This is a genomic window from Brenneria alni, from assembly GCF_003666245.1.
GTDB lineage: Bacteria > Pseudomonadota > Gammaproteobacteria > Enterobacterales > Enterobacteriaceae > Brenneria > Brenneria alni.
The window spans coordinates 32,059-54,723 of sequence record NZ_MJLZ01000025.1 but is presented as its reverse complement, the minus strand read 5'-3'; the positions used below and the strand labels follow the sequence as shown (position 1 = coordinate 54,723).

The 22,665-nt window shown below is 48.3% G+C and carries 22 protein-coding genes, 1 other RNA gene and 1 pseudogene; 12 read left to right on the top strand and 12 right to left on the bottom strand.

Annotated features, from left to right (window positions below):
* Positions 1–7 precede the first annotated feature (7 nt).
* The 6 genes from BIY29_RS12215 (at position 8) to BIY29_RS12190 (ending at position 7,819) form a co-directional block, all read left to right on the top strand.
* Complete coding sequence (locus BIY29_RS12215) at positions 8–784, top strand: tetratricopeptide repeat protein (protein WP_121575395.1); 777 nt, start codon at positions 8–10, stop codon at positions 782–784.
* A 4-nt stretch (positions 785–788) separates the two neighbouring features.
* Entirely contained in the window at positions 789–1,280 is a 492-nt protein-coding gene (locus tag BIY29_RS12210) for a TadE/TadG family type IV pilus assembly protein (protein WP_121575394.1), read from the top strand.
* 8 nt (positions 1,281–1,288) lie between these two features.
* Positions 1,289–1,951: a TadE/TadG family type IV pilus assembly protein gene (locus tag BIY29_RS12205; RefSeq protein ID WP_170158928.1), complete on the top strand. Its 663-nt coding sequence runs from the start codon at positions 1,289–1,291 to the stop codon at positions 1,949–1,951.
* A complete protein-coding gene (locus tag BIY29_RS12200; RefSeq protein ID WP_121575392.1) occupies positions 1,948–3,783 on the top strand; it encodes a TadE/TadG family type IV pilus assembly protein in 1,836 nt (611 codons plus the stop codon). Before BIY29_RS12205 ends, BIY29_RS12200 begins: the two co-directional genes overlap by 4 nt.
* A 159-nt stretch (positions 3,784–3,942) precedes the next feature.
* The gene (gene grxB / locus BIY29_RS12195; protein ID WP_121575391.1) at positions 3,943–4,578 is read left to right on the top strand and encodes a glutaredoxin 2; all 636 of its coding nucleotides are present in this window, start codon (positions 3,943–3,945) and stop codon (positions 4,576–4,578) included.
* Between the two features lie 199 nt (positions 4,579–4,777).
* Positions 4,778–7,819, top strand: coding sequence for a DEAD/DEAH box helicase (locus BIY29_RS12190; RefSeq protein WP_121575390.1), 3,042 nt, complete (start codon positions 4,778–4,780; stop codon positions 7,817–7,819).
* A 381-nt stretch (positions 7,820–8,200) separates the two neighbouring features.
* Here BIY29_RS12190 and BIY29_RS12180 read toward each other — a convergent pair whose 3' ends face one another.
* The 8 genes and pseudogenes from BIY29_RS12180 to BIY29_RS12145 all read right to left on the bottom strand — a co-directional run bounded on the left by BIY29_RS12180 (position 8,201) and on the right by BIY29_RS12145 (position 12,644).
* On the bottom strand, positions 8,201–8,458 hold the full coding sequence (locus BIY29_RS12180) for a BrnA antitoxin family protein (RefSeq protein ID WP_121575388.1): 258 nt from the start codon (positions 8,456–8,458) through the stop codon (positions 8,201–8,203).
* The gene (locus tag BIY29_RS12175) at positions 8,445–8,756 is read right to left on the bottom strand and encodes a BrnT family toxin (RefSeq protein WP_420808418.1); all 312 of its coding nucleotides are present in this window, start codon (positions 8,754–8,756) and stop codon (positions 8,445–8,447) included. Before BIY29_RS12175 ends, BIY29_RS12180 begins: the two co-directional genes overlap by 14 nt.
* A 108-nt stretch (positions 8,757–8,864) precedes the next feature.
* A pseudogene (locus BIY29_RS12170) lies at positions 8,865–9,202 on the bottom strand (integrase arm-type DNA-binding domain-containing protein); the annotation flags it as partial.
* A gap of 168 nt (positions 9,203–9,370) precedes the next feature.
* Positions 9,371–9,734: a transfer-messenger RNA gene (ssrA, locus tag BIY29_RS12165) on the bottom strand.
* A gap of 50 nt (positions 9,735–9,784) precedes the next feature.
* Positions 9,785–10,267, bottom strand: coding sequence for an SsrA-binding protein SmpB (smpB, locus tag BIY29_RS12160; RefSeq protein ID WP_121575387.1), 483 nt, complete (start codon positions 10,265–10,267; stop codon positions 9,785–9,787).
* 124 nt (positions 10,268–10,391) lie between these two features.
* Positions 10,392–11,096, bottom strand: a complete 705-nt coding sequence (locus BIY29_RS12155) for an SDR family oxidoreductase (RefSeq protein WP_121575386.1) — start codon at positions 11,094–11,096, stop codon at positions 10,392–10,394.
* Positions 11,093–11,608, bottom strand: coding sequence for a cupin domain-containing protein (locus BIY29_RS12150; RefSeq protein ID WP_121575385.1), 516 nt, complete (start codon positions 11,606–11,608; stop codon positions 11,093–11,095). Before BIY29_RS12150 ends, BIY29_RS12155 begins: the two co-directional genes overlap by 4 nt.
* Positions 11,609–11,660: 52 nt before the next feature.
* Positions 11,661–12,644, bottom strand: a complete 984-nt coding sequence (locus BIY29_RS12145; RefSeq protein WP_121575384.1) for an NAD-dependent epimerase/dehydratase family protein — start codon at positions 12,642–12,644, stop codon at positions 11,661–11,663.
* Positions 12,645–13,161: 517 nt separating this feature from the next.
* On the opposite strand from BIY29_RS12145, the gene BIY29_RS12140 reads away from it, so the two are divergent.
* Positions 13,162–13,596, top strand: a complete 435-nt coding sequence (locus tag BIY29_RS12140) for a type II toxin-antitoxin system RatA family toxin (protein ID WP_121575383.1) — start codon at positions 13,162–13,164, stop codon at positions 13,594–13,596.
* Entirely contained in the window at positions 13,589–13,873 is a 285-nt protein-coding gene (locus tag BIY29_RS12135) for an RnfH family protein (protein WP_121575382.1), read from the top strand. The genes BIY29_RS12140 and BIY29_RS12135 overlap by 8 nt, the downstream gene beginning before the upstream one ends.
* A gap of 114 nt (positions 13,874–13,987) precedes the next feature.
* Here the strand turns inward: BIY29_RS12135 and bamE are convergent, their stop codons facing one another.
* From bamE to nadK, 3 genes are all read right to left on the bottom strand, one after another.
* Positions 13,988–14,323 (bottom strand): outer membrane protein assembly factor BamE, encoded by a 336-nt coding sequence (gene bamE / locus BIY29_RS12130; RefSeq protein WP_121575381.1) that lies wholly within the window; start codon positions 14,321–14,323, stop codon positions 13,988–13,990.
* A gap of 185 nt (positions 14,324–14,508) precedes the next feature.
* Complete coding sequence (gene recN / locus BIY29_RS12125; protein ID WP_121575380.1) at positions 14,509–16,170, bottom strand: DNA repair protein RecN; 1,662 nt, start codon at positions 16,168–16,170, stop codon at positions 14,509–14,511.
* Between the two features lie 84 nt (positions 16,171–16,254).
* Positions 16,255–17,133, bottom strand: coding sequence for an NAD(+) kinase (nadK, locus tag BIY29_RS12120; RefSeq protein WP_121575379.1), 879 nt, complete (start codon positions 17,131–17,133; stop codon positions 16,255–16,257).
* Between the two features lie 132 nt (positions 17,134–17,265).
* Here nadK and grpE point away from each other — a divergent pair, with 132 nt between their 5' ends.
* The 3 genes from grpE to nudK all read left to right on the top strand — a co-directional run bounded on the left by grpE (position 17,266) and on the right by nudK (position 19,953).
* Positions 17,266–17,847: a nucleotide exchange factor GrpE gene (gene grpE, locus BIY29_RS12115; RefSeq protein WP_121575378.1), complete on the top strand. Its 582-nt coding sequence runs from the start codon at positions 17,266–17,268 to the stop codon at positions 17,845–17,847.
* Between the two features lie 220 nt (positions 17,848–18,067).
* The gene (locus BIY29_RS12110; RefSeq protein ID WP_121575377.1) at positions 18,068–19,306 is read left to right on the top strand and encodes an Nramp family divalent metal transporter; all 1,239 of its coding nucleotides are present in this window, start codon (positions 18,068–18,070) and stop codon (positions 19,304–19,306) included.
* Positions 19,307–19,374: 68 nt separating this feature from the next.
* Positions 19,375–19,953, top strand: coding sequence for a GDP-mannose pyrophosphatase NudK (gene nudK, locus BIY29_RS12105; protein WP_121575376.1), 579 nt, complete (start codon positions 19,375–19,377; stop codon positions 19,951–19,953).
* A 304-nt stretch (positions 19,954–20,257) separates the two neighbouring features.
* On the opposite strand, the gene BIY29_RS12100 is transcribed toward nudK, so the two are convergent.
* Complete coding sequence (locus BIY29_RS12100) at positions 20,258–21,103, bottom strand: helix-turn-helix domain-containing protein (RefSeq protein ID WP_121575375.1); 846 nt, start codon at positions 21,101–21,103, stop codon at positions 20,258–20,260.
* A 160-nt stretch (positions 21,104–21,263) separates the two neighbouring features.
* On the opposite strand from BIY29_RS12100, the gene BIY29_RS12095 reads away from it, so the two are divergent.
* Entirely contained in the window at positions 21,264–22,640 is a 1,377-nt protein-coding gene (locus BIY29_RS12095) for a glycoside-pentoside-hexuronide (GPH):cation symporter (RefSeq protein ID WP_121575374.1), read from the top strand.
* The last annotated feature ends 25 nt before the right edge of the window (positions 22,641–22,665 follow it).

Below are 22,665 nucleotides of genomic sequence, written 5' to 3'. Positions count from 1 at the left end.
TGATGTAATGGATTATAAATACCGAATAGGTCTGGTACTTTGCATCGTGCTCCCGCTGACGGGCTGCGCGATTTTGCGTCCGGCGCCAGCGCATCAAGACAAAAGCGCGCAGGGGCAGTCGATAATGGGCGAGAGCGATCTGCGTATCGCATCCAGTGCGCTGCAGAGTGGGGATCTCAACGTTGCCCGATCAATCTATGGCCGCGTAATCGAACAGCAGCCAGAAAACGCTACCGCCTGGTTGGGGCTGGCGGATACTCATTTTCTGTCAGGAGAATTGGACAGCGCCAATAAAGCCTATGCCACTGCGCAGCGGCTGGAGCCGAAAAATATTGATGCCCAGTTGGGACAAGCCCGGATTTTGATCCGGCAGCGTAATCTGACGGCGGCCACCGCCAGCTTCAAGTCTATTCTCACCCATTTTCCCGACCATCCGCTGGCGCTGTCCGGGCTGGGCGTCAGTTACGATCTGGCCGGTGATTATAATCAGGCGCAAAGTACCTACCGGCGCGGGTTAAGTTTGTACCCTGACGATAGCGCGCTACGCACCAATCTGGGGTTATCGTTGGCGTTGAGCGGAAAACCCCGCGAAGCGGTCAACGTTCTGCTGGGAACTACCGGTGTGTCCGGCAAGTTACCGCAGGAGCGGGATAATCTGGCGTTGGCCTACGGTATGCTGGGGCGTGATGACGCCGCTGAAGAGATTCTGATGAGCAATCAGTCGCAAGGCGCGGTACAGGATAATCTGGCCTTTTATCACTACCTGCGTCAGAACATGAGGTGATCCGGTGCGAAAGTTACCCTTGCCTTATCTGTTGCGACGTAACCAGCGTGGTGTTACCGCACTGGGATATGCGCTTGTCGCACCGTTACTGTTTGCGGTGATATTTATTGCCCTTGAAGTGTCTTTCATCATGCTGGCCGACGCGCATCTGGATATTGCCGCCAATCGAGTGGCACGGATGGGGCGCATCGGCATTGACGGAGATTGTCAACAGGCGGTGCGAAGCGTAATGAAAAACACTTTGTCAACCTGGGTCAGCAGCGAGAGTGAAATGTATGTCGATGCGAAGATTTACTCCCCAGGGGAAGATAAAGCGAATAAGTTTAGCGACCTGAATGACAAAAACTATCTGCCAGTGTGTGATGCAGGTGGGAGGGGCGATATGGTGATCTATCGGCTGGCTTTTGATCGCCCCGGTTTGACGGGGTTTATCGCCTGGCTGGGCTACAACTACATGCGTTTTGAACGCGTGGTCCTGATCCAGAACGAACCATGAGGCGGAGAATGATGAAAGGGACTTGCTCTCTGCGGCGGCGTATGGCCCAAAGCATTCTGTGGCGTGTTGGGCGCGACAGCGGTGGCGTGATGGCGGTTGAAGCGGCGCTGATCCTTCCAGTGGCGGTGTTTCTGATCTTTGGCGCTCTGGAGTTATATGGCTATTTTAGAACCTCGGCGGTGGTGGAGCGCACGGCATTTATGGTGGCGAACAGTCTGTCCATGCAACGTGAACTGAACGATAGCATGGGTAGGGAGTGTCGTCTGGCTAATGATATTTGTACCTATAGAACGATTGTTTCGGATTTGATGACCCCCCTAGATTATGAGAATCATGGCGGCATCATCATTAGCCTCTATACCACATCATTGGATGACAGTGGCGATACGGTCTGGAAGCCTAAGTGGCAAAGACTTTATAAAGGCAGCGGTAATAGCCCTATCCCGGTTTCCAAACTGGCCCCCCCGGCAGATTTTCCGCAGGCGGCGTCGATTGGCGACACCACCATCGTGGTGGAAACTTTCTATGATTACGTCCCTTTTGTCATCGGTTCGACATTCTGGCAGAAGTTGAGCGGGGAACGGCAAATTAGCAGCCGGGTATTCTATCGCCCGCGTTTTAGCACGTTAAGTGACGATCTTCAAAATAATGTGATGGCGGAAAGACTATGACCACACTCAGGTTGTTTTTTCTTAGTCTGCTGCGCGAACAGCGCGGCGCGGTAACGATGACCTATCTGCTCTGTTTTCCAGTGATCTTGCTGGCACTGCTGGGGTCGATTGATTTTATCCGTTACAGCATGGCGCAGGACAAGTTGCAGAATGCGCTGGATGCAGCGGTGATATCCGCCGGGCGTAATCTGGAAAAATTTACGCCGCAAATCGGCTCTGGCGATGAAAGCGAGTCTGGCGAACAGGACGGCTGGCGCATTGATGCCAGCAGCTATTTCCGCAGCAATATGCCGGAGGGGTTTCTCGACAGCCAGGTTCCGCTGAAGGCGCTGAAGATAACATACGATGAAGAGAAAACCGGGCAAGGGACTACCACCGGGCAACTGGTGCAGATGTCGGTGAGCGGCACCCTGCCGTTGCTGATAACCGGCATGATGGATAGAACCGCTTTCACTTTATCGGCGACAAATGAGGCGGTACGCCGCACCCGCAGCGATCTGGAAATGGTGCTGGCGCTGGATAACACCGGCTCGATGAGTGGAGAAGATAGGATTGGTAAACTGAAAATCGCCGCCACCGAACTGGTGGATACGTTGTTGGGGGCGGCGCAGGCCGGTCAGACCGCAAAGAAGGCATTTATCGGCATCGTGCCTTTTGCCGATACGGTCTATGTGGGGAAAGAGAAAGCCCATTGGCTGTCACCAAAGGCGCAGCAGTTCCCCTATATTAAAACCGGCAGTCATTGGGGCGGCTGCGTGGTGGAACCCTATATCGATAACACATTTAAAGCTGAGTCGGGGCTGCCGGGTCATTTTGAACCGCTGATGACGGTTGGCTCGCTAACCATTGATTCTGATTTTCTGAAAAAGAAACTGGATTCTAATGCAGAATATAGTTTTGATACTGCGACTGAACCACAAGCTGTCACGGGTGAACGCCTTATGTGGGCAGAGCATGAGGCGAGCAAGATAAATATTAAATTCGCCTTTAATTCACATTATGAACAATATGGACAAAGTCGTTATAACTGCCCATCAAATCGGGAAATGATCTTTCTAACCAATAATGCAGACTGGTTAAAGCAACAAATAAAAGCTATGGAAGTGGATGGCCGCACCATTATTCCGTTGGGGTTATTATGGTCGTGGCGCATGTTGGATGCCAACTGGCGTGGAGATGCTGGCTGGGGCGATTCCGAAAAGCCGCTCGATGCCGCTATCGGTTTGAATAAAATCATTGTGCTGTTGACCGACGGTAATAATGGTTTGGATCCTATGGATCCAAATAATAATAGATATCGCTATGACGATGTAGCTATTGATAGTAAAGAAAAAGGGACTGGAGACTTCAAAATCAAGTTTGACTATAAAGTTAATGACGGGACGATCGGCACTTATGATTATTCAGATAAGGTAAATAATATTGTTAATGATAAGAATTTCATCAATAAATATTATGCTAACAGTTCTGATTTTAGCTCACTGCGAGTAGGTCCCACGAATGAACTGAAAAAGAGTAGTGTAGCAATTGAACCTTATGGACAATTATATCAGGGGCGGCGCAATAACCAATCGGATTGGCTGATTGGTAATGATACGCTTAACGAATTAACCAAAGAGCTGTGTGAAAATATTAAGAATAAAGACAAAAATAAAGCTATAAAAATCTACACTGTGATACTGGGTAGTGGCACTAATGCCAATACCAAAAAACTGATGCAGGATTGTTCCAGCGGTGCGGATAAATACTATGATGCCTCCAACGTAAACAATTTGTCAGCGGCGTTTCGCAGTATCGCCAACTCACTCACCGAACTGCGGCTTAGTAAGTGAGGGAGACCAGCCAGTTGAAACCTCAGTCGCTCGTTGCCGTATCATCAAGTTGTATTTTCTTTACCACAAGCCATTGCTGGTATTACTCTGGTGACATCGGCGTCAGGATAAGGCCGATATAAAACAACATCCTGCCGTTTTACGTTACCAGGGGTATATATGAAACTTTTTGTTTATGAACACTGTCCATTTTGTGTCAGAGCCAGAATGATTTTTGGGTTGAAGGACATGCCATTTGAACTGTCTGTCATTATGGAGGGGGACGTTGAAACCCCTACTCGTATGGTGGGACGCAAAGTGGTGCCTATTTTGCAGAAAGATGATGGCAGCTTTATGCCGGAAAGTATGGACATCGTTCATTACGCAGACAGCCTGAAAACGCCTTTACTTGCCGATAAACCAGTCGACCCAGTGATTGAGGCGTGGTGCAAAGCGGCCTCGGGGGCGGTTTTCAAACTGGCTATTCCGCGTTTCACCAGGGCTGATTTTAAGGAATTATCTACCCCGCAAGCGCGGTTGGCTTATCGGCAACGGGAAGAAAAGGCGTTTGGCGACCTGGACGCGCTTATGGCCGATACACCCGCACTGGTATCTGAAATCCAGCAAAAACTTACTGAGCTTGAAGCGCTGCTTGCGGATAAACGGGACATATCTACCACCGATTTTATTTTGTTCCCCATTCTGCGCTCACTGACTATTGTTAACGGCGTGGCTTTCGGCCCGCATGTCGCCCGTTATATCGAACATATCGCCAATGTAAGCAATGTAGATCTTCTGAGCGATAAGGCGATGTGAAAAAGGTTCTTGCCAGAGTCTGATTAACATGACTCTGAGGGAATACAAAAATGTTCCCTTGGGTATTGAGTTAACTTATTGATATTAAAGGAATATTATTCTAAACTGATGAGTGTATGGCGTAACCCCGAAAGTCGGACACACCCCCAACAAGTAAGGGCGGCCAGTCAGGTAGAGTGAAAAACTGCAAGGATAAGGGATGAGCCAATACTTTCGTCAAATCAGTCGTTATTTCCGCCAGTCTCTTATTGATGCCGACAGGCTTTGCCCGGATGACAAAGACATTCTCCCTGTTATTGGCCCGGATAAAACGCAAGATCCGACAGCTGATTATTTAGCTTTAAGTCAACAGGTGTGGGAACGAGGTGGCATCGAAATATCGCTTGCAGAGCAGATCCTTGAGGCCCGTCAACCCAGGAATAAACCACCATTGCAGCAGATGGAAATCGTGATATTCCCACGGGTGGATTTGCTGGTTTATCAAGGCGGCGCTATCGATAAGCGCAAGCGAGAGGTGTGCTTGCCTTTGGTGGCTTTCGTCAATCTCCAGCGTGATGGCACATTGCTGCCCGGCAAGAAAGCGCCGTGGATTCCCCGTGTATGGATTGGGCCAACGCAGGGGGCTACCCAGCCATTTACTGAGATGTCGTTGCTTGATGAATTTTTCACTCTACATCCTTTCGAGGGCATCAATAGCTGGCCGCAGTTGAAAAGTTACTGTACGCGCCTGCTCTGCCATGCCACCGGTACTCCATTTATTGACGCCTCTGCCGACAATCCCGCGATCGCAATCAGTGACATCGAGGTTGACAACGAATATCAGCAAAGTGAGCAATGCCTGTTGCAATTTAATACGCCTATTGTCGGGGCAAAGGCGAACTTGCTCAAAGCGCTTGATTTCCTGATAGAAAGGAATTGCTATCCGACGCTTTACCAGGCTTACAGCCGCCGTGAAGCAGCGCCACTGAAAGGCTATCAGGAGCAAAAAGAGGCGACGGACTTGGCCAAACAGCATTTGGGCCAAATGTCGGGAGAGTTTCCGCTCTCTTCCAAACAGCGTAATGCGCTGCACTATTTTATTCAGCAGCAAGCGGGCGAAATTCTGGCAGTGAATGGGCCGCCAGGAACCGGTAAAACCACATTATTGCGTTCAGTTGTTGCAAACTTGTGGACAAAAGCCGCACTCGAGAAAAAAGAGCCGCCGCTAATCGTGGCGGCCTCCAACAATAATCAGGCGGTAACCAATATCTTGGAAAGCTTTGCCCGCATTGATGAAGCCGGGATGGAAACGTCGTTGCAAGGGCGGTGGCTGCCTGAGGTGGATAGTTATGGTTTATATTTTTGCGCCCGTGAAAGAGCGAATGACAAAAATCTCTACCGTTACTCCGGGCCTAAAGGTGAAGGCTGTATGCAAGGGTGGCAAACGTCAGCGTTTGTTACCCAAGCGCTGGAGCATTTTTTAGCCAAAGTCTCTGCCTGGCAGCAAAAAGCGTGTAAAGACCTGGATGAATCCTTAGATTTACTGCATCAGGCCATGTTGCACAACCGGCAGAAGATTCACCACGGCATTGAATACTTGTCTGCCTGGCAGGCTGCTCTCAAACAGATTGAGCGGCAGTATGGTTCACTTGAAGAATTAAAAGATGTTTTGGCGAAAACAGAGCGGGCGATGGCGGAATGCGCGAAACAATACGGTGATGAAAAATCCCTGCTGGATACCATTTATAAATTATGGGAGTCGCGCAGTTGGTGGGTGCGGCTGTTGATATGGTTGCCGCCAATTCGTAAGCAGGAGGCGCGTAGAACGGCAAGATTATTGAACAAATCTGATCGCCATCTGCCCTCCACGATGGATGACGCCGTTGAGGCCGACTGCAATCAGCGTCTTGCCACTCTTCGTGATGAATCGGGCCGTTTGGAAAAAACATTGGCCGGATTGCAAAGCTGTTTGTCTCAGTTTGATGCCTTACAGGAAAAACTCGATACCTGGATGCAGCCAGCATCGGCATTGAAACTCTTTAGTCAGTCCCGGGCAGAGCAAGTGGCTGAACTTAATGACCGTTATTACCGTTTTCGTTTATTTAAACTGGCGACGCATTATTTTGAGGCCCATTGGCTTAAGGAAACCAAACTCTTTGTTGATAGTCATGACGAGGACAAGAAAACACCTCTGAAGCTATTGCGTAAGCTACGTCGGTACGCAAAATTGACCCCCTGTTTTGTCTCAACATTTTATATGGCGCCCAGTGCTTTTATGGCGGGTGAGTTCAGAGACAAGGTCTGGACAGACCTCCCTCAACTGGAAGAGGTTGATCTCCTTATTGTGGATGAGGCGGGACAGGCGTTGCCGGACGTTTCAGCGGTAAGTTTCGCACTCGCCAAACGTGCATTGATTGTGGGAGATACTGACCAAATCGAACCGGTTTGGAATATCCCTGCCAGCGTTGACCGTTCCAACCTGGCGCTTTTTGAGTTATTGAAAGGCGAAACGGATTATGAACAATGGTTACATAGCGGATTGCTGGCAAGCAGCGGCAATGTGATGCAACTGGCCCAGCGTCAATGTCATTATCATCAGTTTGAACAGTTGCCGCGTGGTCTATATCTGACAGAGCATCGACGCTGCTTCAATAACATCGTCGGATACTGTAATGAACTGGTTTATAAAGGTATTCTTGAACCGCTACGGGGTAATGCCAGACATGCTATTCCCTGGGGAATGATGACGTTACAGCCGGTCTTGTCGCCGTCGAGAACCTTTGGCGGCAGCCGCGGCAATCCCGGTGAAGCACAGGTGATTGCACAGTGGCTCCTTTCTGAATCCAGCGCAATAGTCCAGTATGCGCGCCAGCAGGATAAAAAATACCTCTCGATAAACGCGGCGGATGTCTTGCAAAAAACGGTAGGGATTGTGACGCCGTTTAGCAAACAGTCCGAACTCATTCGGCGGGCACTGCGAGAGGTCGGCATTGAAGGAATTACGGTAGGAACAGTACATAGTTTGCAAGGTGATGAGCGCTTAATCGTACTGTTCTCCAGCGTCTATGGCGAAAATGATAAAAGCAGCGGTAAGTTTTACGATTGTGGGCCGAATATGCTCAATGTGGCGGTATCCAGAGCAAAAGATGCTTTCATTGTGTTTGGGGATCCGAATGTGTTTGGCGTGGGGGCGTCGGGTACGCCATCGGGGATGCTGAGAGCTCGTTTGGCCGTCACCGAAGACAAATACTCAACGGCATAATAGTGATGACTGCAATCTTTTCGAATTTAATGACAATTTTTCCATTTCCCGGCGTTGAATATTATTCAACCGTGTCTGACGCCAACCTGTGGGAACCCATCTTTTCGCCATCTCTGTTTATGTATTTTCAATAAGAACATATGAGAGCAAATGATAAACCAGAGGACATTAATGTTGAGGCTGAGATATCACCGCAAGATCAACGGCTTTTTGTTGTTGATGATGTACAGTTTGCATCATTCATTGTCGAATTGAAAAAACCAATCATCTGTAATGAATCACTGAGGGCGCTATTAGATAAAAAATCATCGTGGGAATAACGGTGACCGCATGATCGCTGTCACCGCTTTTTAAGATTATGCAAAAAGGAGAGGAGTGTAATCAGGAACGTAATGCTTTTTCCATTTCCCGGCGCAGAATATTATTCAACCGCGTCTGATAGCCTGGCCCTTCACTTTCAAGCCAGTTCAGTACATCGGCATCAATACGTACCGTTTTTTGCACTTTTACCGGTTTATAGAATTTGCCACGCACCGCCTTGTTCCACACGGCATCAGGCAGTTCTGGCGCATCGCTGTAATCGATATCTTCATCCGCCATGTTGTTAAGGCGATCGATTTGTTGTTTACGATTCATCATTTTCGTACCTCGCTCTCTCTTTGGCGTTTGCTTTACGGGCAGAAATAAGCCTTATTGAACTGAACCTGTCCGTGTGTACCACCAGAAGTAATATTTGCCCGCTTGCCTTGCCTATTGTTTGGTATCGCTTTTCTCCGTAATCAAATCTGTTATCCGGTACGCTCAGTGCGTCAGGATCAAAAAAGATTTCACACGCGAATTCAAAAGCGACATTGTGCTTATGTAAATTTGAGTGAGCTTTATCCCCATCCCACTCAAATGCTATTCCATTAAGTATGTGATGAATGTCCAAAATCACGCTATGTAGTTGCTTTTTGTAGTTACATTTTAGGCTGTTTATTAGTCATGTCAAACAGGCTAATCTGCCTGATAGGGCATAATAATCAGGCCAACTTACACTTGGGCAGCGTTCGGCAACGACCTTAAAGGTGTTGATTGGGTTTCCAGCGCTTGCTTGCGCAATGAAAGCTGGTGTTCATAAGGGTCAATATCTTTTACCAGCAGGGCGCGGGCCGCTGTACGGCGTTGCCGGGCGTCGGCCAGAGTGACTTCAGGATAAGGCCCAAAAGTCAGTTTTGCGCGCTTTTTGGTTAAAGGCCGATAGTAGCGCATCTGCCAGACCTTCCTGCCGCTGCTTTTGATTAGCAGTTGCAGACCGTCGCCGTCATGCAGTGTGTAATCCGCCTCCTGTGGTTTGGCGGCTTTGATCTCCGTATCGGTGAGGGGTTTTGTTAACCGTGCCATAGGTACCTCCATCATTTAGGTACCCGCTGGATGGTTACCTGCCTTTCGGGTACCTAAAAGTTGTGGAAGCCACAAGATCGCCACAGCGCCCAGTAGACGTAAAAAAGCCCGCAGGGCTTGTGCCATGCGGGCTTAGTGGACTTCTTTGGCGTTCTATAGAACAAAATTTGGTGGAGCTGGGGGGATTTGAACCCCCGTCCGGAATTACTCTACCGTCGGCACTACATGCTTAGTCTAATCTTTACATTCGCCTGCCAGCTGCGGATAGACACGCCACTAACAAACTAGCCTGATTGAATTTAACGCTTCAACCCCAGGCAGGGTATTCACGCGATCTCTTTTAGGTTTGACCTCTCTTGATCCCCGTCCTAAGAGCGGAGGCTAGGGAGAGAGGGCTCTGAGCAGGTTATTAAGCTGCTAGGGCGTAGTTTTCGTCGTTTGCGACTATTTTTTTGCGGCTTTTTACGAGGCCAACCGCCCCTCGGCATGCACCTTGGGCTTTGCAAATCCCGTCGAATCCAGAATCAGCCCCCAAGAAACTTTCGTCAGTATACCAGAACTTTCCTTACTTAAGCCACTGGCTTAACGGTTTGCGTTCTTCATGATACGGGCTTTGTCTAATTTCCATTCACGTTCTTTGATGTCGTCGCGCTTGTCGTGATCTTTCTTACCTTTCGCTACGCCGATTTTGACTTTGCTCCAGGCGTTCTTCCAGTACATGGATAAGGCAACCACGGTATAGCCTTCGCGACTGACGCGCCCTATCAGAGAATCGAGTTCCCGTTTGTTGAGTAACAGTTTACGTGTGCGTATCGGGTCGCAGACAACATGTGAAGAGGCAACGTTGAGCGGTGTGATGGTGGCGCCGAATAAATACGCTTCGCCGTCACGGAACGTCACGTAGCTGTCGCTGATATTGGCCTTGCCCGCACGCAGTGATTTTACTTCCCAACCTTGCAACGAAAGCCCGGCTTCAAATTCTTCTTCAATGAAGTATTCGTGGCGGGCGCGTTTGTTTTGCGCAATGGTAGCGGAACCGGGTTTGTACGCTTTTTTCTTTGTCATAGTGCCGTCATTATACTGGATGTTATGGGGAATGAAATCCCTGATACGGGGGATGTTTTAAGGTCTGCGCTGATGAGACGCCGGACGAGCGCCCGGCTTGTTGCAATATATCAAACGGTGAGATTTAGAGGAAACTGGCACATTCCAGATCGATATTGGGAATGATGGCGCCAGCCGACAGGGATAACAAGAAGCTGATGCAACGGATGATATCGCGGGTTTGTATCTTATCGTCAGCAGAAACACCGGGAAAATCGCGCGTCATGTCGGTATCGACGAAAGCAGGATTAATATTGGAGACTTTAATGTTATAGGGTATCAGGTCGAGCATTAACGATTCGGAGAATCCCAAGAGCGCATGTTTGGACGCGCTATAAGCACCAATGCCCGGTATTGCTCGCCTGGCCGAATTGCTGATGATATTGAAAATATATCCCTGCTTATTTTCCTGCATCTGGTTAATCACCGTTTGCGTAATTAAAAACGGCGACAGAAAATTGACCGAAGTTAAATCAAACAGTTGTTGGTAATCAATATCCGCTGTGCCTCCATAAAAAATACCGGCGTTATTAATCAAGATGGCGATGTTTTTTTCCTGCGCCAATGCCTGACATAGCTGTCGCACTTCCTGTGAGTTGGAAAAGTCGGCGGCTCTAAGGTCAATACGACACGATGGATTGATGCTTTGCCATTCTGCTTTAAGCTGCTCGACCTGGTCGTGACGCCGTATTATGGCAATAACATCATATTCTCCTTGCTGAATAAAATGCTCTGTTACGGCTTTACCGATCCCTCTCGCTGCGCCAGTAATGATGATGGATTTGCTCATGGTTGGCCTCCGTAGCTGTAGTGTTTTACCCAGGTTTCATGCTGCGGATAGCGTGCTAGCAGTTCGTGATATTGCGCAATTTCGGTGTCGTAAATTTCCCAACCGGGCAGTACCACTTCACTTACCAGTCCATATGATTCACCGGACGATAATTCCGTTGATTTCCATACCTCGCCAGGCGCTATAAGCTGGAGCTTATGGCCGCTGAGGATATCCGGCCCCAGGATGTGCTCTTCTATTTTCCCGTCAGGATAAATAAAGCGATAAGTTAAAGGCGCGCCGGAGTGATAAAAGTGCAGGATCGGCGAAAGATTTTTGTGAAAATATCCGATGGGACTGTCGTCGGTCAGTAGATAATAAATACAGGTCGATAGTGTTCTGAGTCCGTTATTATTCTCGCGCCCGGTTTGTATCATTTCCGGGCTGCGGTAAGTTTCGTTGTAGTATCCGCCCTCTTCATGTTTTTTCAATGCCAGTAATTCTATGAGTGCGTCTTTGTTTAGGTGTGGCATAACAATCCTCCTTTAATCGTTTTTGCCTGGTGTGTTCCCGCGTTATGTCGTTTTAGACCGGGTAGGGCATATCTTCAAAGGCTAGATCATGATATCTATGCCAACCGATTTTTTCGGAAAGCGGACTGCGGAATGAGCGTTGTTGCGACAGGCAGTCGAGTGCGTATTCAAATGTGTATTTAGGCTGCCAGTTCAGCAATAGTCTGGCCTTATCATTGACATATACGCGGTCGATTCGGGGGAAAAGTTTCCACCCTAATGTGTCGTATATCTTACGGTAGTGAGGAAAGAGTTTGCCGACGACAGCATCGGGATTTTTGTTAAGGAGAGGACAATGTCCTTTTCTAAATGGGGTTGTGCTGCTGATAATAAATCTGTCGAAACCGTTTTCCGGTTTATAAGTTAAAGCAGCGGAAAGATGCGCATTGACGGCGTCTTCAATATCCACGCGTCGGTAAAGTAATTCATTGACTTTAGCATTGTCCGAGCAGTAGTGCTTTCTGATTATCGGGTTATCATCATCTTCATAAAAGAATCGCGATACGCGAAAGACAATGCAATTTAACCCGTGATTGCGTGAAAATATACGGCAGAGTTCTTCCGACCCTAATTTTGTTACGCCGTATATATTTTTACTCTCAATCTGTTTATTTTCATCTATCCAGCTCGATGGCAAATGTGGATCGGGCGATAGTACGTCGCCATACACGCTTGTCGTGCTTGAGAAAATAAACGACTTAACGTTATGCTTCGCAGCGCTTTGCAGAAGGTTATAAGTTCCTAACGTATTGGTTTCAATAAATTCCTTATAGGAATGTGTGACGATGTGGGGCTTATGCAGCGCTGCGGTATGAAATACGATATCAACGCCTGACATGCAACTATCGATCAGCGATCTATCATTGATGCAGCCAATGGTGCTCGTTTCTCCAGACTGTCTTTTATCCAGTCCAATTACCTCAAACCCTTTTTCTTTGCATTTGAGTGACAGCGCTGTTCCTAGATTTCCGCTACTTCCAGTTATTAAAACTTTCATAATATCACCTCATTTTTTTAACACTGGTTGGTACATATCAACAGCCATCGTTCTGTGCCGCTTAACATACGGTTCGTAGAATTATGTTATCGATGTCTCGAGTTATTTTTCTTATCTGACAAACGCGGTAGGTCAATGCTAATTTATGTTTGTTTCTTTTTTATGTATTCGAATTTTCCTGTATGCGGGTTTTCGTTTTTTTAAAATCACTATTTTTCAACTGATTAATGTTTTTAAAATTAAATCATCTTATAAAATAAAATCTTATGCCATAAAATCATTAATAATATTTAACGTTAAATAACGGTATTGCTATGTCGTGGTAGACAAATGCACAGAGAAGCGCGGCGCTTGTAGATTTTTATGGACGGAGGTGATTTTGTGTGTGGTATAGAAAGCGTTCCCTATCATGCATCTGAATGACTGGATGATATTGTGCGATAGTGTGCGCAGAATTTTTGTCTGTCCGCTTATCGGTGCTATTATTTTGCGCGTTTTATGAATCACGGAAAATTGTATGCCAAAAATAAATCGTTCTGCTTTGGTGCCTTTCAGCGCCGAGCAGATGTACCAGTTGGTTAATGATGTCTCTTCGTATCCTGCTTTTTTACCGGGTTGTACTGGTAGCCGGGTGCTTTCGGCTACGGCAGATGAAATGACCGCCGCAGTTGATGTTGCCAAGGCGGGGATTCGCAAGACATTTACCACGCGTAATACCCTGACCAACAATCAGAATATCAATATGCAACTGGTCGACGGACCTTTCCGCCAATTAACGGGCGACTGGCATTTTACGCCGTTGAGCACTGATGCTTGCAAAGTAGAACTGCATCTTGATTTTGAATTCACCAACGCGTTGATTGAACTCGCTTTCGGTAAAGTTTTCAAGGAACTGGCGGGAAATATGGTTCAGGCGTTCACGCAGCGTGCCAAAGAGGTCTACAGTGACTGATATTTGCGTTGACGTGGTGTATGCGTTACCGGAACGTCAATATCTGCGGACGGTTAGGCTGGCGGAGGGCAGCTCGGTCAAACAGGCAATTGTTGCATCGGGACTGCTGGAGCTGCGTGAAGACATCGATCTACAGACTAACAAAGTCGGTATTTACAGCAGAACGGCCAAGCTGACCGATATCCTCAATGATGGCGATCGCGTTGAGATCTACCGCCCGTTGATTGCCGATCCGAAAGAGTTGCGCCGCCAGCGTGCCGAGCGCGCAAAAAAATAAGGCATCAGGTGCCTTATTCCTGCCGTTCATCTGCACAGTGGAAACTTTTCTCTAATAAATCAGACGGTTTTCGTTGTGTCAGATGCGCTCTAGATTTAACCGGCAGTCGCCGGATTAATTTAGGGCGGCTTTGTTATCGATATTGGTTAAAACACTGCTGCTATTAAAGGTTAGCGTCAGGGTTTGCTGTTTTACGGACTCATGACCGGGTTGTTGGCGGAATACGTAAAACCAGGTATCGCTGCCAAATGGATCTTGCATCATAGGCGTTCCCAGAGTGTAAGCGACCTGTTGTTTGGTCATTCCGGTATGAATTTTTGCGACATCACCCGGTGCCAGATAGTTTCCCTGATTGATGTCTGGCCGATAAACCACTTTCTCTAACGTGGAACAACCGGTAGTCAGCATAACAACCACCGCAGCGACGACAGTCAGCGTTTTACAGCGCATAGTGATTACATTCCTTAAGGGCATAGGTTGCCGATGATAATAGACCTTGCACGACTTGAAAACCTGCAAGATCCCTGTATGACCTCTGGAAGGCAAAAAAGTTGAGATTTTTATGGCGGGCTATCCCTGCCCACCACCCTTCGGGCCGTTGTTGCACAACGTTGAAAAACGCTCCCGGCGTTTTTTTATGCAGCCAATAGTTCTTTTGCGTTTGCCAGCGTATTTTTCGTTACGGCACCCCCACCTAACAGGCGTGCCAGTTCTTGCAGCCGGGCGCGTTTATCGAGTGGCTGCATCAGCGTTTCCGTTTCTGCGCCGTCCGTCTGTTTGCTGACAAAGAAGTGCTGGTGACCACAACCTGCTACCTGAGGCAGATGCGTGACACACATGACCTGTGTCGAGTCGCCAAGCCGGCGCAGCATTTTGCCAACAACCGCTGCTGTCGGGCCGCTGATCCCCACGTCAATCTCATCGAAAATCAGCGCTGGCGTATCCATTTTTCGTGCGGTGATCACCTGAATAATCAGTGCGATACGGGAAAGTTCTCCACCGGAGGCCACTTTAGCCAACGGTTGATGAGGTTGGCCGGGGTTGGTGGTAACACAAAACTCAATACTGTCCGCGCCACTGGCGGTCAGATGCTCGGGGGTGAATTTGACGTCAATGGTGAAGTGTCCGTGCGGCATAGCCAGTTCATGCATATTGGCGGTGATGAACTGAGCCAGTTCACTGGCATGGTGCTGCCGGCGAAGGTGTAGTTGCCCGGCGATATGCAGCGCCTGTTGATGGTATTCGCTTACGTCGTTGCCCAAAGTCTGGTGGTCGCTTTCCTGCTGATCCAGTAATTGTTGCTCTTCCAAAAGCTGTTGATGGAATGCTGGCAATGCTTCTGGTGGAATATGATGTTTACGCGCTAACGCCAACTGGCGGGATAGCCGTTGTTCAAGCTCGTATAGTCGGATTGGATCGAGATCCATTTGTTCGCTGTAGTGGCGCAGCTCGTCGCTGGCTTCGCTGATTTGGATCCCCGCGTCCTCCAGCATGGAGAGTATGCCGGACAGTTTATCGTCCATGCCGACTAATTCGCTGAGTTGATGTTTGACGCTGTGTAACATACTGAGGATGTTTTGCTCTTCGTCTTCGCTGAGTAACTGTAACGTCTGCTGGCTCAATGCCAGCAATTGTCCACTGTTCGCCAACCGTTTGTATTCGGCATCGATCTGTTCGTATTCGCCGGGCTGAGATGCAAACTCATTCAGCTCTTTCAACTGGTATTGCAGCAGTTCGCGCCGCGCTTTCCGCTCAATGGCGGCCTGTTGCAACTGCGCCAGTGAACGGCAACTCTGGTGCCACTGCTGCCAGATTTGCTGCATGGCGCCAAGCAACTGGGGTTCATCTGCATAGGCATCCAGCAGATGTTTCTGGTGATCAGGCCTGAGCAGTAACTGATGTGCATGTTGGCCGTGAAGCTGAATTAGGTGCTGGCCGAGATCGCGTAGTTGAGAGAGTGGCACCGCCGTGCCGTTGATAAAGCCACGGGAACGACCGTCGGCGCCAATCACCCGGCGCAACAGGCACTCGTTGCTGTCATCCAGTTGGTTTTGTTCCAGCCATTGGCGCGCGCCGGGCGTATCCGCCAGCGAGAAACGGGCACAGATATCGGCGCGGGAGGCCCCTGGCCTAACCATGCTGGCGTCGGAGCGATTCCCCAGGCACAGGCCGAGGGCGTCAATCGCAATGGATTTCCCGGCGCCGGTTTCCCCGGTGATAACGCTCATTCCTGCCTGAAAATCAATTTCTAACTCGCGCACGATGGCGAAGTTACTGATAGTGAGTTGCGCCAGCATGATAGTTTCCTGTATGTAATGACATGGTGTAATTACATACAGTATAAACTGGTTTTATATACAGTAAAGTAGAGAGCGATAATTTTAGAATAATTTTTTCGACCAACCCAGTTTCGTACTTAATGTATTGAAGTAGCTGTAATTTTTTGGGTGAATAAGATTCAGGTAGTATTCGCTGCGGCGAATCAGCACCTCTTCCCTTTGCTGTACCGGTAACGAAATCTGGCTGTCGCAACTGATTTCCAGATCGCTGGTGATATGGGAAAATTTTAACCGGATAGTGCTGCTGCTGTTAATAACCAATGGACGGGCCGAGAGCGTATGGGGAAACATGGGCACTAGCGCGATGGCGTCCAGTGAAGGGGTCAGGATCGGGCCGCCGCCAGATAATGAATAGGCGGTAGATCCGGTTGGTGTGGAGATAATCAGGCCGTCTGAACGTTGAGAGAAAGCGAAGATGTCGTCAATGTAGACTTCAAATTCGATCATGTGCGCCACTTTGCCGGGGTGAAGCACAATTTCATTAATGGCGGTACTGCTGCTGCTGGGCTGATCGGCGCGGCAGATATGCGCTTCCAGCATAAAGCGCCGTTCGCTCAGGTAGTGGCCGTTCAATACATCGGCGAGTTGCTGCTGGGCATGGTCGGGATCCAGATCGGTCAGGAACCCGAGATTGCCGCGGTTAACGCCGATAACCTGAATGTCATAACGTGATAATACACGGGCTGCACCCAGCATGTTGCCGTCACCGCCAACCACTACCGCCAGATCGGCTTGTTGCCCGATATCAGCCAGGCTAGCGGTCTGGGCATCTTTCAGGTTCAAGTCGAGGGCAATCTGCTGTTCAATAAGTACCGAATAACCTTTACCGGTCAGCCAATGATAGAGCATTTCGTGGGTTGCCAGCGCAGTGGGATGGCGCGGGTGGCCGACTATGCCAATACAATTAAACGGTTTATTCATTGCTGTCGTTATCCTCAGCGTGATGTGACCGGTATCGAGTGAAGCCAATATGTGACTGGCTCCCTTGCATCCCCGGTTTTGATCCCCATAATAAGCAACTAGCGAGATTAATGCTAAACCGCGGAGAATTTCATGAGTAGTAAAGAACAGAACACGCCTGACGAGCAAGTCTTGGATCAAATGGATACAGCAAAAGGGCAACAAGCGGAAGCCGCGCCAGAGACAACAGATGTAGCTGACCCGCGTGATGAGCGTATTGCCGAGCTGGAAGCGCAATTGAGTGAACTGCAACAGCGTGAGCGCGACAGTATACTGCGTGCGCGTGCCGAAGCCGATAATGTCCGTCGTCGTGCGGAAATGGATGTTGAGAAGGCGCATAAATTCGCGGTAGAAAAATTTGCCAGTGAAATGTTGCCGGTTATCGATAACCTTGAACGTGCGCTGGATATGGCTGATAAATCCAACGCTGCATTGGCATCAATGATTGAGGGTGTTGAACTGACGCTGAAATCGTTGCTGGATGCCGTGCATAAGTTTGGCATCGAGGTGGTAGGGGAAGTGAACGTTCCTTTTAACCCGGAAGTCCACCAGGCAATGACGATGCTGGAATCAGCCGATCATAAGCCGAATCACGTAATAATGGTCATGCAGAAAGGCTACACGCTCAACGGGCGGCTGCTGCGTCCGGCGATGGTGGCTGTTTCTAAAGCGTAAGACTGATTCATTTTTGAATTCACACGAACCTCATGCACAGGCATGGGGTTTTTTGTTTATATTTTGTTAAGATTTGTTTGTTAAAAAAGTGTTTTTTATTTTCCCGATCACTCATCATCTTTAACTATCAGAAGAATTGGTATCGCCATTCTAAATGCGCTTGATAATCATTATCATTTCTGTGAGAGTAATAAAACAACAGCGTTAGAAGGGTTATACTATGCCGGGTAGCCGTGTCGTCGAGTCAGCAAGCCGTACATCAAGAAAGATCAAATTTTCTTTGATGGGGCCAGCCTTTATTGCGGCGATCGGTTACATCGATCCGGGTAACTTCGCGACCAATATTCAGTCCGGCGCCGCCTATGGCTATACCCTGTTATGGGTGGTGGTGTGGGCCAATATCATGGCGATGCTGATCCAGTTGTTGTCAGCCAAGCTTGGCATCGCCACCGGTAAAAATCTGGCTGAACTGATCCGCGATCGCTTTCCCCGGCCCGCCGTTTGGGCCTATTGGGTACAGGCCGAGATCATCGCCATGGCGACCGATCTGGCTGAATTCATCGGTGCGACCATCGGCTTCAAACTGTTGTTGGGTGTTTCCCTGCTTGAAGGGGCGATTCTGACCGGTATTGCCACTTTTCTGATTTTGATGCTGCAACAGCGTGGACAAAAGCCGCTGGAAATGGTGATCGGCGGGTTGTTGCTGTTTGTCGCCGCGGCCTACATCGTTGAACTGGTGTTTTCACGTCCTGAATTGGTTGCTCTGACCCGAGGTATGGCGATCCCCAGTCTGCCGACGTCGGATGCGGTCTTTCTGGCGGCAGGCGTGTTGGGGGCGACGATCATGCCTCATGTCATTTATCTGCATTCTTCCCTGACGCAACGCGAGGGCAAACATACTCGTGCGGAACGTTATTCCGCGACTAAAGTCGATGTGGCCATTGCCATGACGATAGCCGGGTTTGTTAATCTGGCGATGATGGCGACGGCTGCTGCGGCTTTCCATTTCAGCGGCTATCAGGATATTGCCGATCTGGATAGGGCCTATCTGACGCTGGAGCCTTTACTGGGGAAAGCGGCAGCGACCATTTTCGGCCTGAGTCTGGTAGTGGCGGGGCTGTCTTCGGCTGTTGTCGGTACGCTGGCCGGGCAGGTGGTCATGCAGGGATTTATTCGTTTCCATATTCCTCTGTGGGTGCGGCGTACGGTGACTATGCTGCCATCGTTTATTATCATTCTGGCGGGGATGGATCCTACCAGGGTGCTGGTAGTCAGTCAGGTTATATTGAGTTTCGGTATCGCGCTGGCATTGGTTCCTTTACTGTCATTCACCGGTAACCGGGAATTAATGGGGAATATGGTTAACAGCCGATTGATACAATATACCGGGAAATTGATTGTTTTTGTTGTGATATCGCTGAATGTTTACTTGCTTGTCAGCACGGCCTTAGGATTGTGACAATACGTGCATTCCGGTAAGCCCCGTCTTATCATCAGACGCTGATTCTTCCTTGCCGGGGTGCAGTTATGTCGTCGCCAATTGATATCATCGAAAAGAAACTGTTGTCTGACCATTGGTTTATTCTCAATAAGTATGTTTTTGATTTAAAAAGAAAGAATGGCGGTGTGGTACGCCAGATCCGGGAAGTGTATGACCGTGGCGACGGGGCGACCATTCTGTTGTATAACCGGGAGAAGGGCACCGTTATCCTGACGCGGCAGTTCCGTCTTCCTACTTATCTGAATGGCAATGAAAGCGGTATGCTGCTGGAGGCCTGTGCCGGGATGCTGGACGATCATTCGCCGGAGGAATGTATCCGTAATGAGGCGATCGAAGAAACCGGCTATGCGGTTAGCAACGTCGAAGCGTTGTTCGATGCCTATATGTCGCCTGGCGGGGTGACTGAACGGCTGTACTTTTTCGCCGCAGAATATGATGAGTCCCTCTATGACAACTTGGGCGGTGGTGTCGAGGATGAAGACATTGAGGTGCTTGAGCTGCCTTTCTCACAGGCGATGGACATGGTGAACGATGGCCGTATTAAGGATGCGAAAACCATTATGTTGCTACAGCATGTCTATATTCGGGGATGGTTTGGCGGATAGGGTAGTCAGTCAACCGGGCCAGAAATCTCGGCGTGGTGAGTATATACCCGTCATACTTCAAGCCGCATGTGCGTTGGCTGCGTTACTCGGCCCATCGGTGGGCCTCGCCCCTTCGCGGCCGCTGCCAGCAGCGTTCAAATCTGCTCCTGGCAGATTTGTCAGTCACCCGAATCACTTACCTGAGTAAGCTCATCGGGATTAATGAGAGACATCCTGTCTCTCACCGAAGGCCAGCCGTTGGCTGGTCAAATTCGTTCCCGACGAATTTGTCCTTCCCTTGCCGCCTTCCTGCAACTCGAATTATTTAGGGATAGATATTCTCTTTGAATTTTTTCGGCGACATACCGACGATATGTTTAAAACGGGCGCAAAAATAAGCGCAGTCAGTGAAGCTGGTCTGGTAGGCAATGTCTGAAATATTGAGATCGGAATTGATGAGCAGGTCGATGGCGAGTGATATTTTTCTTTTCAGGATAAACGTTTTGAATGTTTGCCCAAATGCCTGCCTGAATGTGCGGGAGAAATAGGAGTCAGACCAGCCGCACTGGCGGGCGGCCTGAGTGACGCTGATAGTATAGTTTTTTTGTTCATCGATCTGTTGTATCAGATTGATCAGACAGGTTATTTGTTGGTGGCAGGATAATTCCGGGTTTGGTGTTGAATCCAGCGTTAATTTTGACGTGGTGAAAATCACGATGGAGCGCAGCAGACTTAGCGATAAGGTTGTGGTCGATGCTGATTTTTCGCCCACCCAGGAAAATAGTACCTCCAGACGTGATGCCTCACCCTCATTCAGGTACATAACCATCGGCTGGATGCGTTGGAGCGGCTTAACAGGCAAATGCATCTCTTCCAGCCAGCTTTCCTCATATTGCAATAAGTAGCGTAAATGCCTGGGGCAAGACTCCAGTATCATTTCATGCATAAAAAGCGTGGGTACGTAAACCAGGGTATTATTTTTTATCGGATAGGCGGTATCCTGGATAACAAACGTGCCGCAGGCGCATCTGAACCACATAATTTCACTCATCACATGAAAATGTGTTCCGGCGTGGCATCCCACAAACGCCGGGATGTTATCCCGGCGTAATGTGAAGCGTTCACCTGGCGTGACGGGAATATTTTCAAAAATGGGATATGGCTCACTCATCAGGTTCAGATTCCTTATGTAATTGACCCTGTTTATTTCTATATACGCCACAAATTATGGAATAAATTATTCGTTAAAAATGTGGTGAGGGTTATAAATATACAATAATTGAACGTAATGGAAGTATCAGAACAATAATATTTTTTCTGAGGGGATAACTATGTCTTCTGTAATACCTACATCTTCAATAAAATTATCGATAAAAGAAAAAATAAGCTATGGGTTGGGGGATGCCGGTTGTAATTTAGTCTGGCAAACCGTCATGTTATTTATGGCCTATTTTTATACGGATATTTATGGGCTATCACCTGCGCATATGGGCACAATGTTCCTTGCGGTTAGGATCATTGATGCGGTTGCCGATGTGTTAATGGGGGCAGTTGCTGACCGAACCCGTAGCCGTTTCGGGCAATTCAGACCTTATTTATTATGGTTTGCTATTCCTTTTGGCGTGCTGTGCGCATTAACATTTTATACGCCGGATTTTGGCTACACCGGCAAACTGGTTTACGCTTATACTTCATATATCCTGCTTTCTTTAGTTTATACTTCGGTTAATGTTCCCTATTGTGCGATGGTTAATAACCTTTCGGATGATTCACGTGAGCGAGTATCATTACAATCGTACCGGTTTGCGTTCAGCGGACTGGGAGGACTGTTTGTTTCAATGTCGGCGTTGCCCCTTGTGGCATATTTAGGGCAGGGTGATAAACAGCATGGTTATTTTATGACGATGATTACCATGGGGGTTCTGAGCGTTGCTTTATTATTTACCTGTTTTAAAAATACCCGTGAACGCCATATCGATTCTGGGGAACCGGCCAGTATCTGGAAAGATTTGAAGTGTTTATCTGCCAATAAAGACTGGCGAATTATGTTCACCCTGAATGTGGTGAACTTAATTGCCGTTATCTTTAAAGGCGGGGTGGCAATATATTATGTGAACAGCGTAATGAAACGCCCTGAGCTGGCGACACCTTTATTATCAGTGGTATTCTTGTCCGGCATTGCAGGCGCTATTTTTTCTGCCGTTATTTTTAAAAATATCGATAAAGTAAAAGGCTTTAATTACTCAATGGGGATTGAGGCTGTATTATTGGTCATTCTTTTTTTTGTAAGCCCGCTAAATTTATTTTTTGTGTTTGGGTTGGTCATTATCATTAACTTTATTCAGGCGGCGGCGACCCCGTTACAATGGGGTATGGTAAGCGACGTCGTTGATCTGGAAGAAAGTGTCAGCGGACGCCGTTTGAGCGGAATGGTATTTTCGACAAATTTATTCGCCATTAAATTGGGTATTGCTATCGGTGGTGCATTAATTGGCTGGTCGCTGGCATGGGGAGGATATGTTGGCGGCGGCAGTGAACAAAACGCTCAGTCGATTCTTACCATAAAGCTGCTTTTTACCTTATTACCCGCGCTACTGGTATTTTCACTGGTGTTGATTATGAGACGCTATTCATTAAATGATGAAAAGATAAAAGCAATAAAAAACAAAAAGATTGAAAGTTCGCTTCAGTCAGACAAAACCGCATAACGATGTTGGAATCATAAGGGGGAGT

Coding starts and splice junctions, on each gene's coding strand:
- grxB (WP_121575391.1), top strand. CDS start 3,943: ATGAAACTTTTTGTTTATGAACACTGTCCATTTTGTGTCAGAGCCAGA.
- BIY29_RS12180 (WP_121575388.1), bottom strand. CDS start 8,458: ATGATGAATCGTAAACAACAAATCGATCGCCTTAACAACATGGCGGAT.
- BIY29_RS12145 (WP_121575384.1), bottom strand. CDS start 12,644: ATGAAAGTTTTAATAACTGGAAGTAGCGGAAATCTAGGAACAGCGCTG.
- BIY29_RS12095 (WP_121575374.1), top strand. CDS start 21,264: ATGTCTTCTGTAATACCTACATCTTCAATAAAATTATCGATAAAAGAA.
- BIY29_RS12100 (WP_121575375.1), bottom strand. CDS start 21,103: ATGAGTGAGCCATATCCCATTTTTGAAAATATTCCCGTCACGCCAGGT.
- BIY29_RS12215 (WP_121575395.1), top strand. CDS start 8: ATGGATTATAAATACCGAATAGGTCTGGTACTTTGCATCGTGCTCCCG.
- grpE (WP_121575378.1), top strand. CDS start 17,266: ATGAGTAGTAAAGAACAGAACACGCCTGACGAGCAAGTCTTGGATCAA.
- BIY29_RS12110 (WP_121575377.1), top strand. CDS start 18,068: ATGCCGGGTAGCCGTGTCGTCGAGTCAGCAAGCCGTACATCAAGAAAG.
- BIY29_RS12190 (WP_121575390.1), top strand. CDS start 4,778: ATGAGCCAATACTTTCGTCAAATCAGTCGTTATTTCCGCCAGTCTCTT.
- BIY29_RS12200 (WP_121575392.1), top strand. CDS start 1,948: ATGACCACACTCAGGTTGTTTTTTCTTAGTCTGCTGCGCGAACAGCGC.
- smpB (WP_121575387.1), bottom strand. CDS start 10,267: ATGACAAAGAAAAAAGCGTACAAACCCGGTTCCGCTACCATTGCGCAA.
- nadK (WP_121575379.1), bottom strand. CDS start 17,133: ATGAATAAACCGTTTAATTGTATTGGCATAGTCGGCCACCCGCGCCAT.
- BIY29_RS12140 (WP_121575383.1), top strand. CDS start 13,162: ATGCCAAAAATAAATCGTTCTGCTTTGGTGCCTTTCAGCGCCGAGCAG.
- BIY29_RS12205 (WP_170158928.1), top strand. CDS start 1,289: ATGATGAAAGGGACTTGCTCTCTGCGGCGGCGTATGGCCCAAAGCATT.
- bamE (WP_121575381.1), bottom strand. CDS start 14,323: ATGCGCTGTAAAACGCTGACTGTCGTCGCTGCGGTGGTTGTTATGCTG.
- BIY29_RS12155 (WP_121575386.1), bottom strand. CDS start 11,096: ATGAGCAAATCCATCATCATTACTGGCGCAGCGAGAGGGATCGGTAAA.
- recN (WP_121575380.1), bottom strand. CDS start 16,170: ATGCTGGCGCAACTCACTATCAGTAACTTCGCCATCGTGCGCGAGTTA.
- BIY29_RS12150 (WP_121575385.1), bottom strand. CDS start 11,608: ATGCCACACCTAAACAAAGACGCACTCATAGAATTACTGGCATTGAAA.
- nudK (WP_121575376.1), top strand. CDS start 19,375: ATGTCGTCGCCAATTGATATCATCGAAAAGAAACTGTTGTCTGACCAT.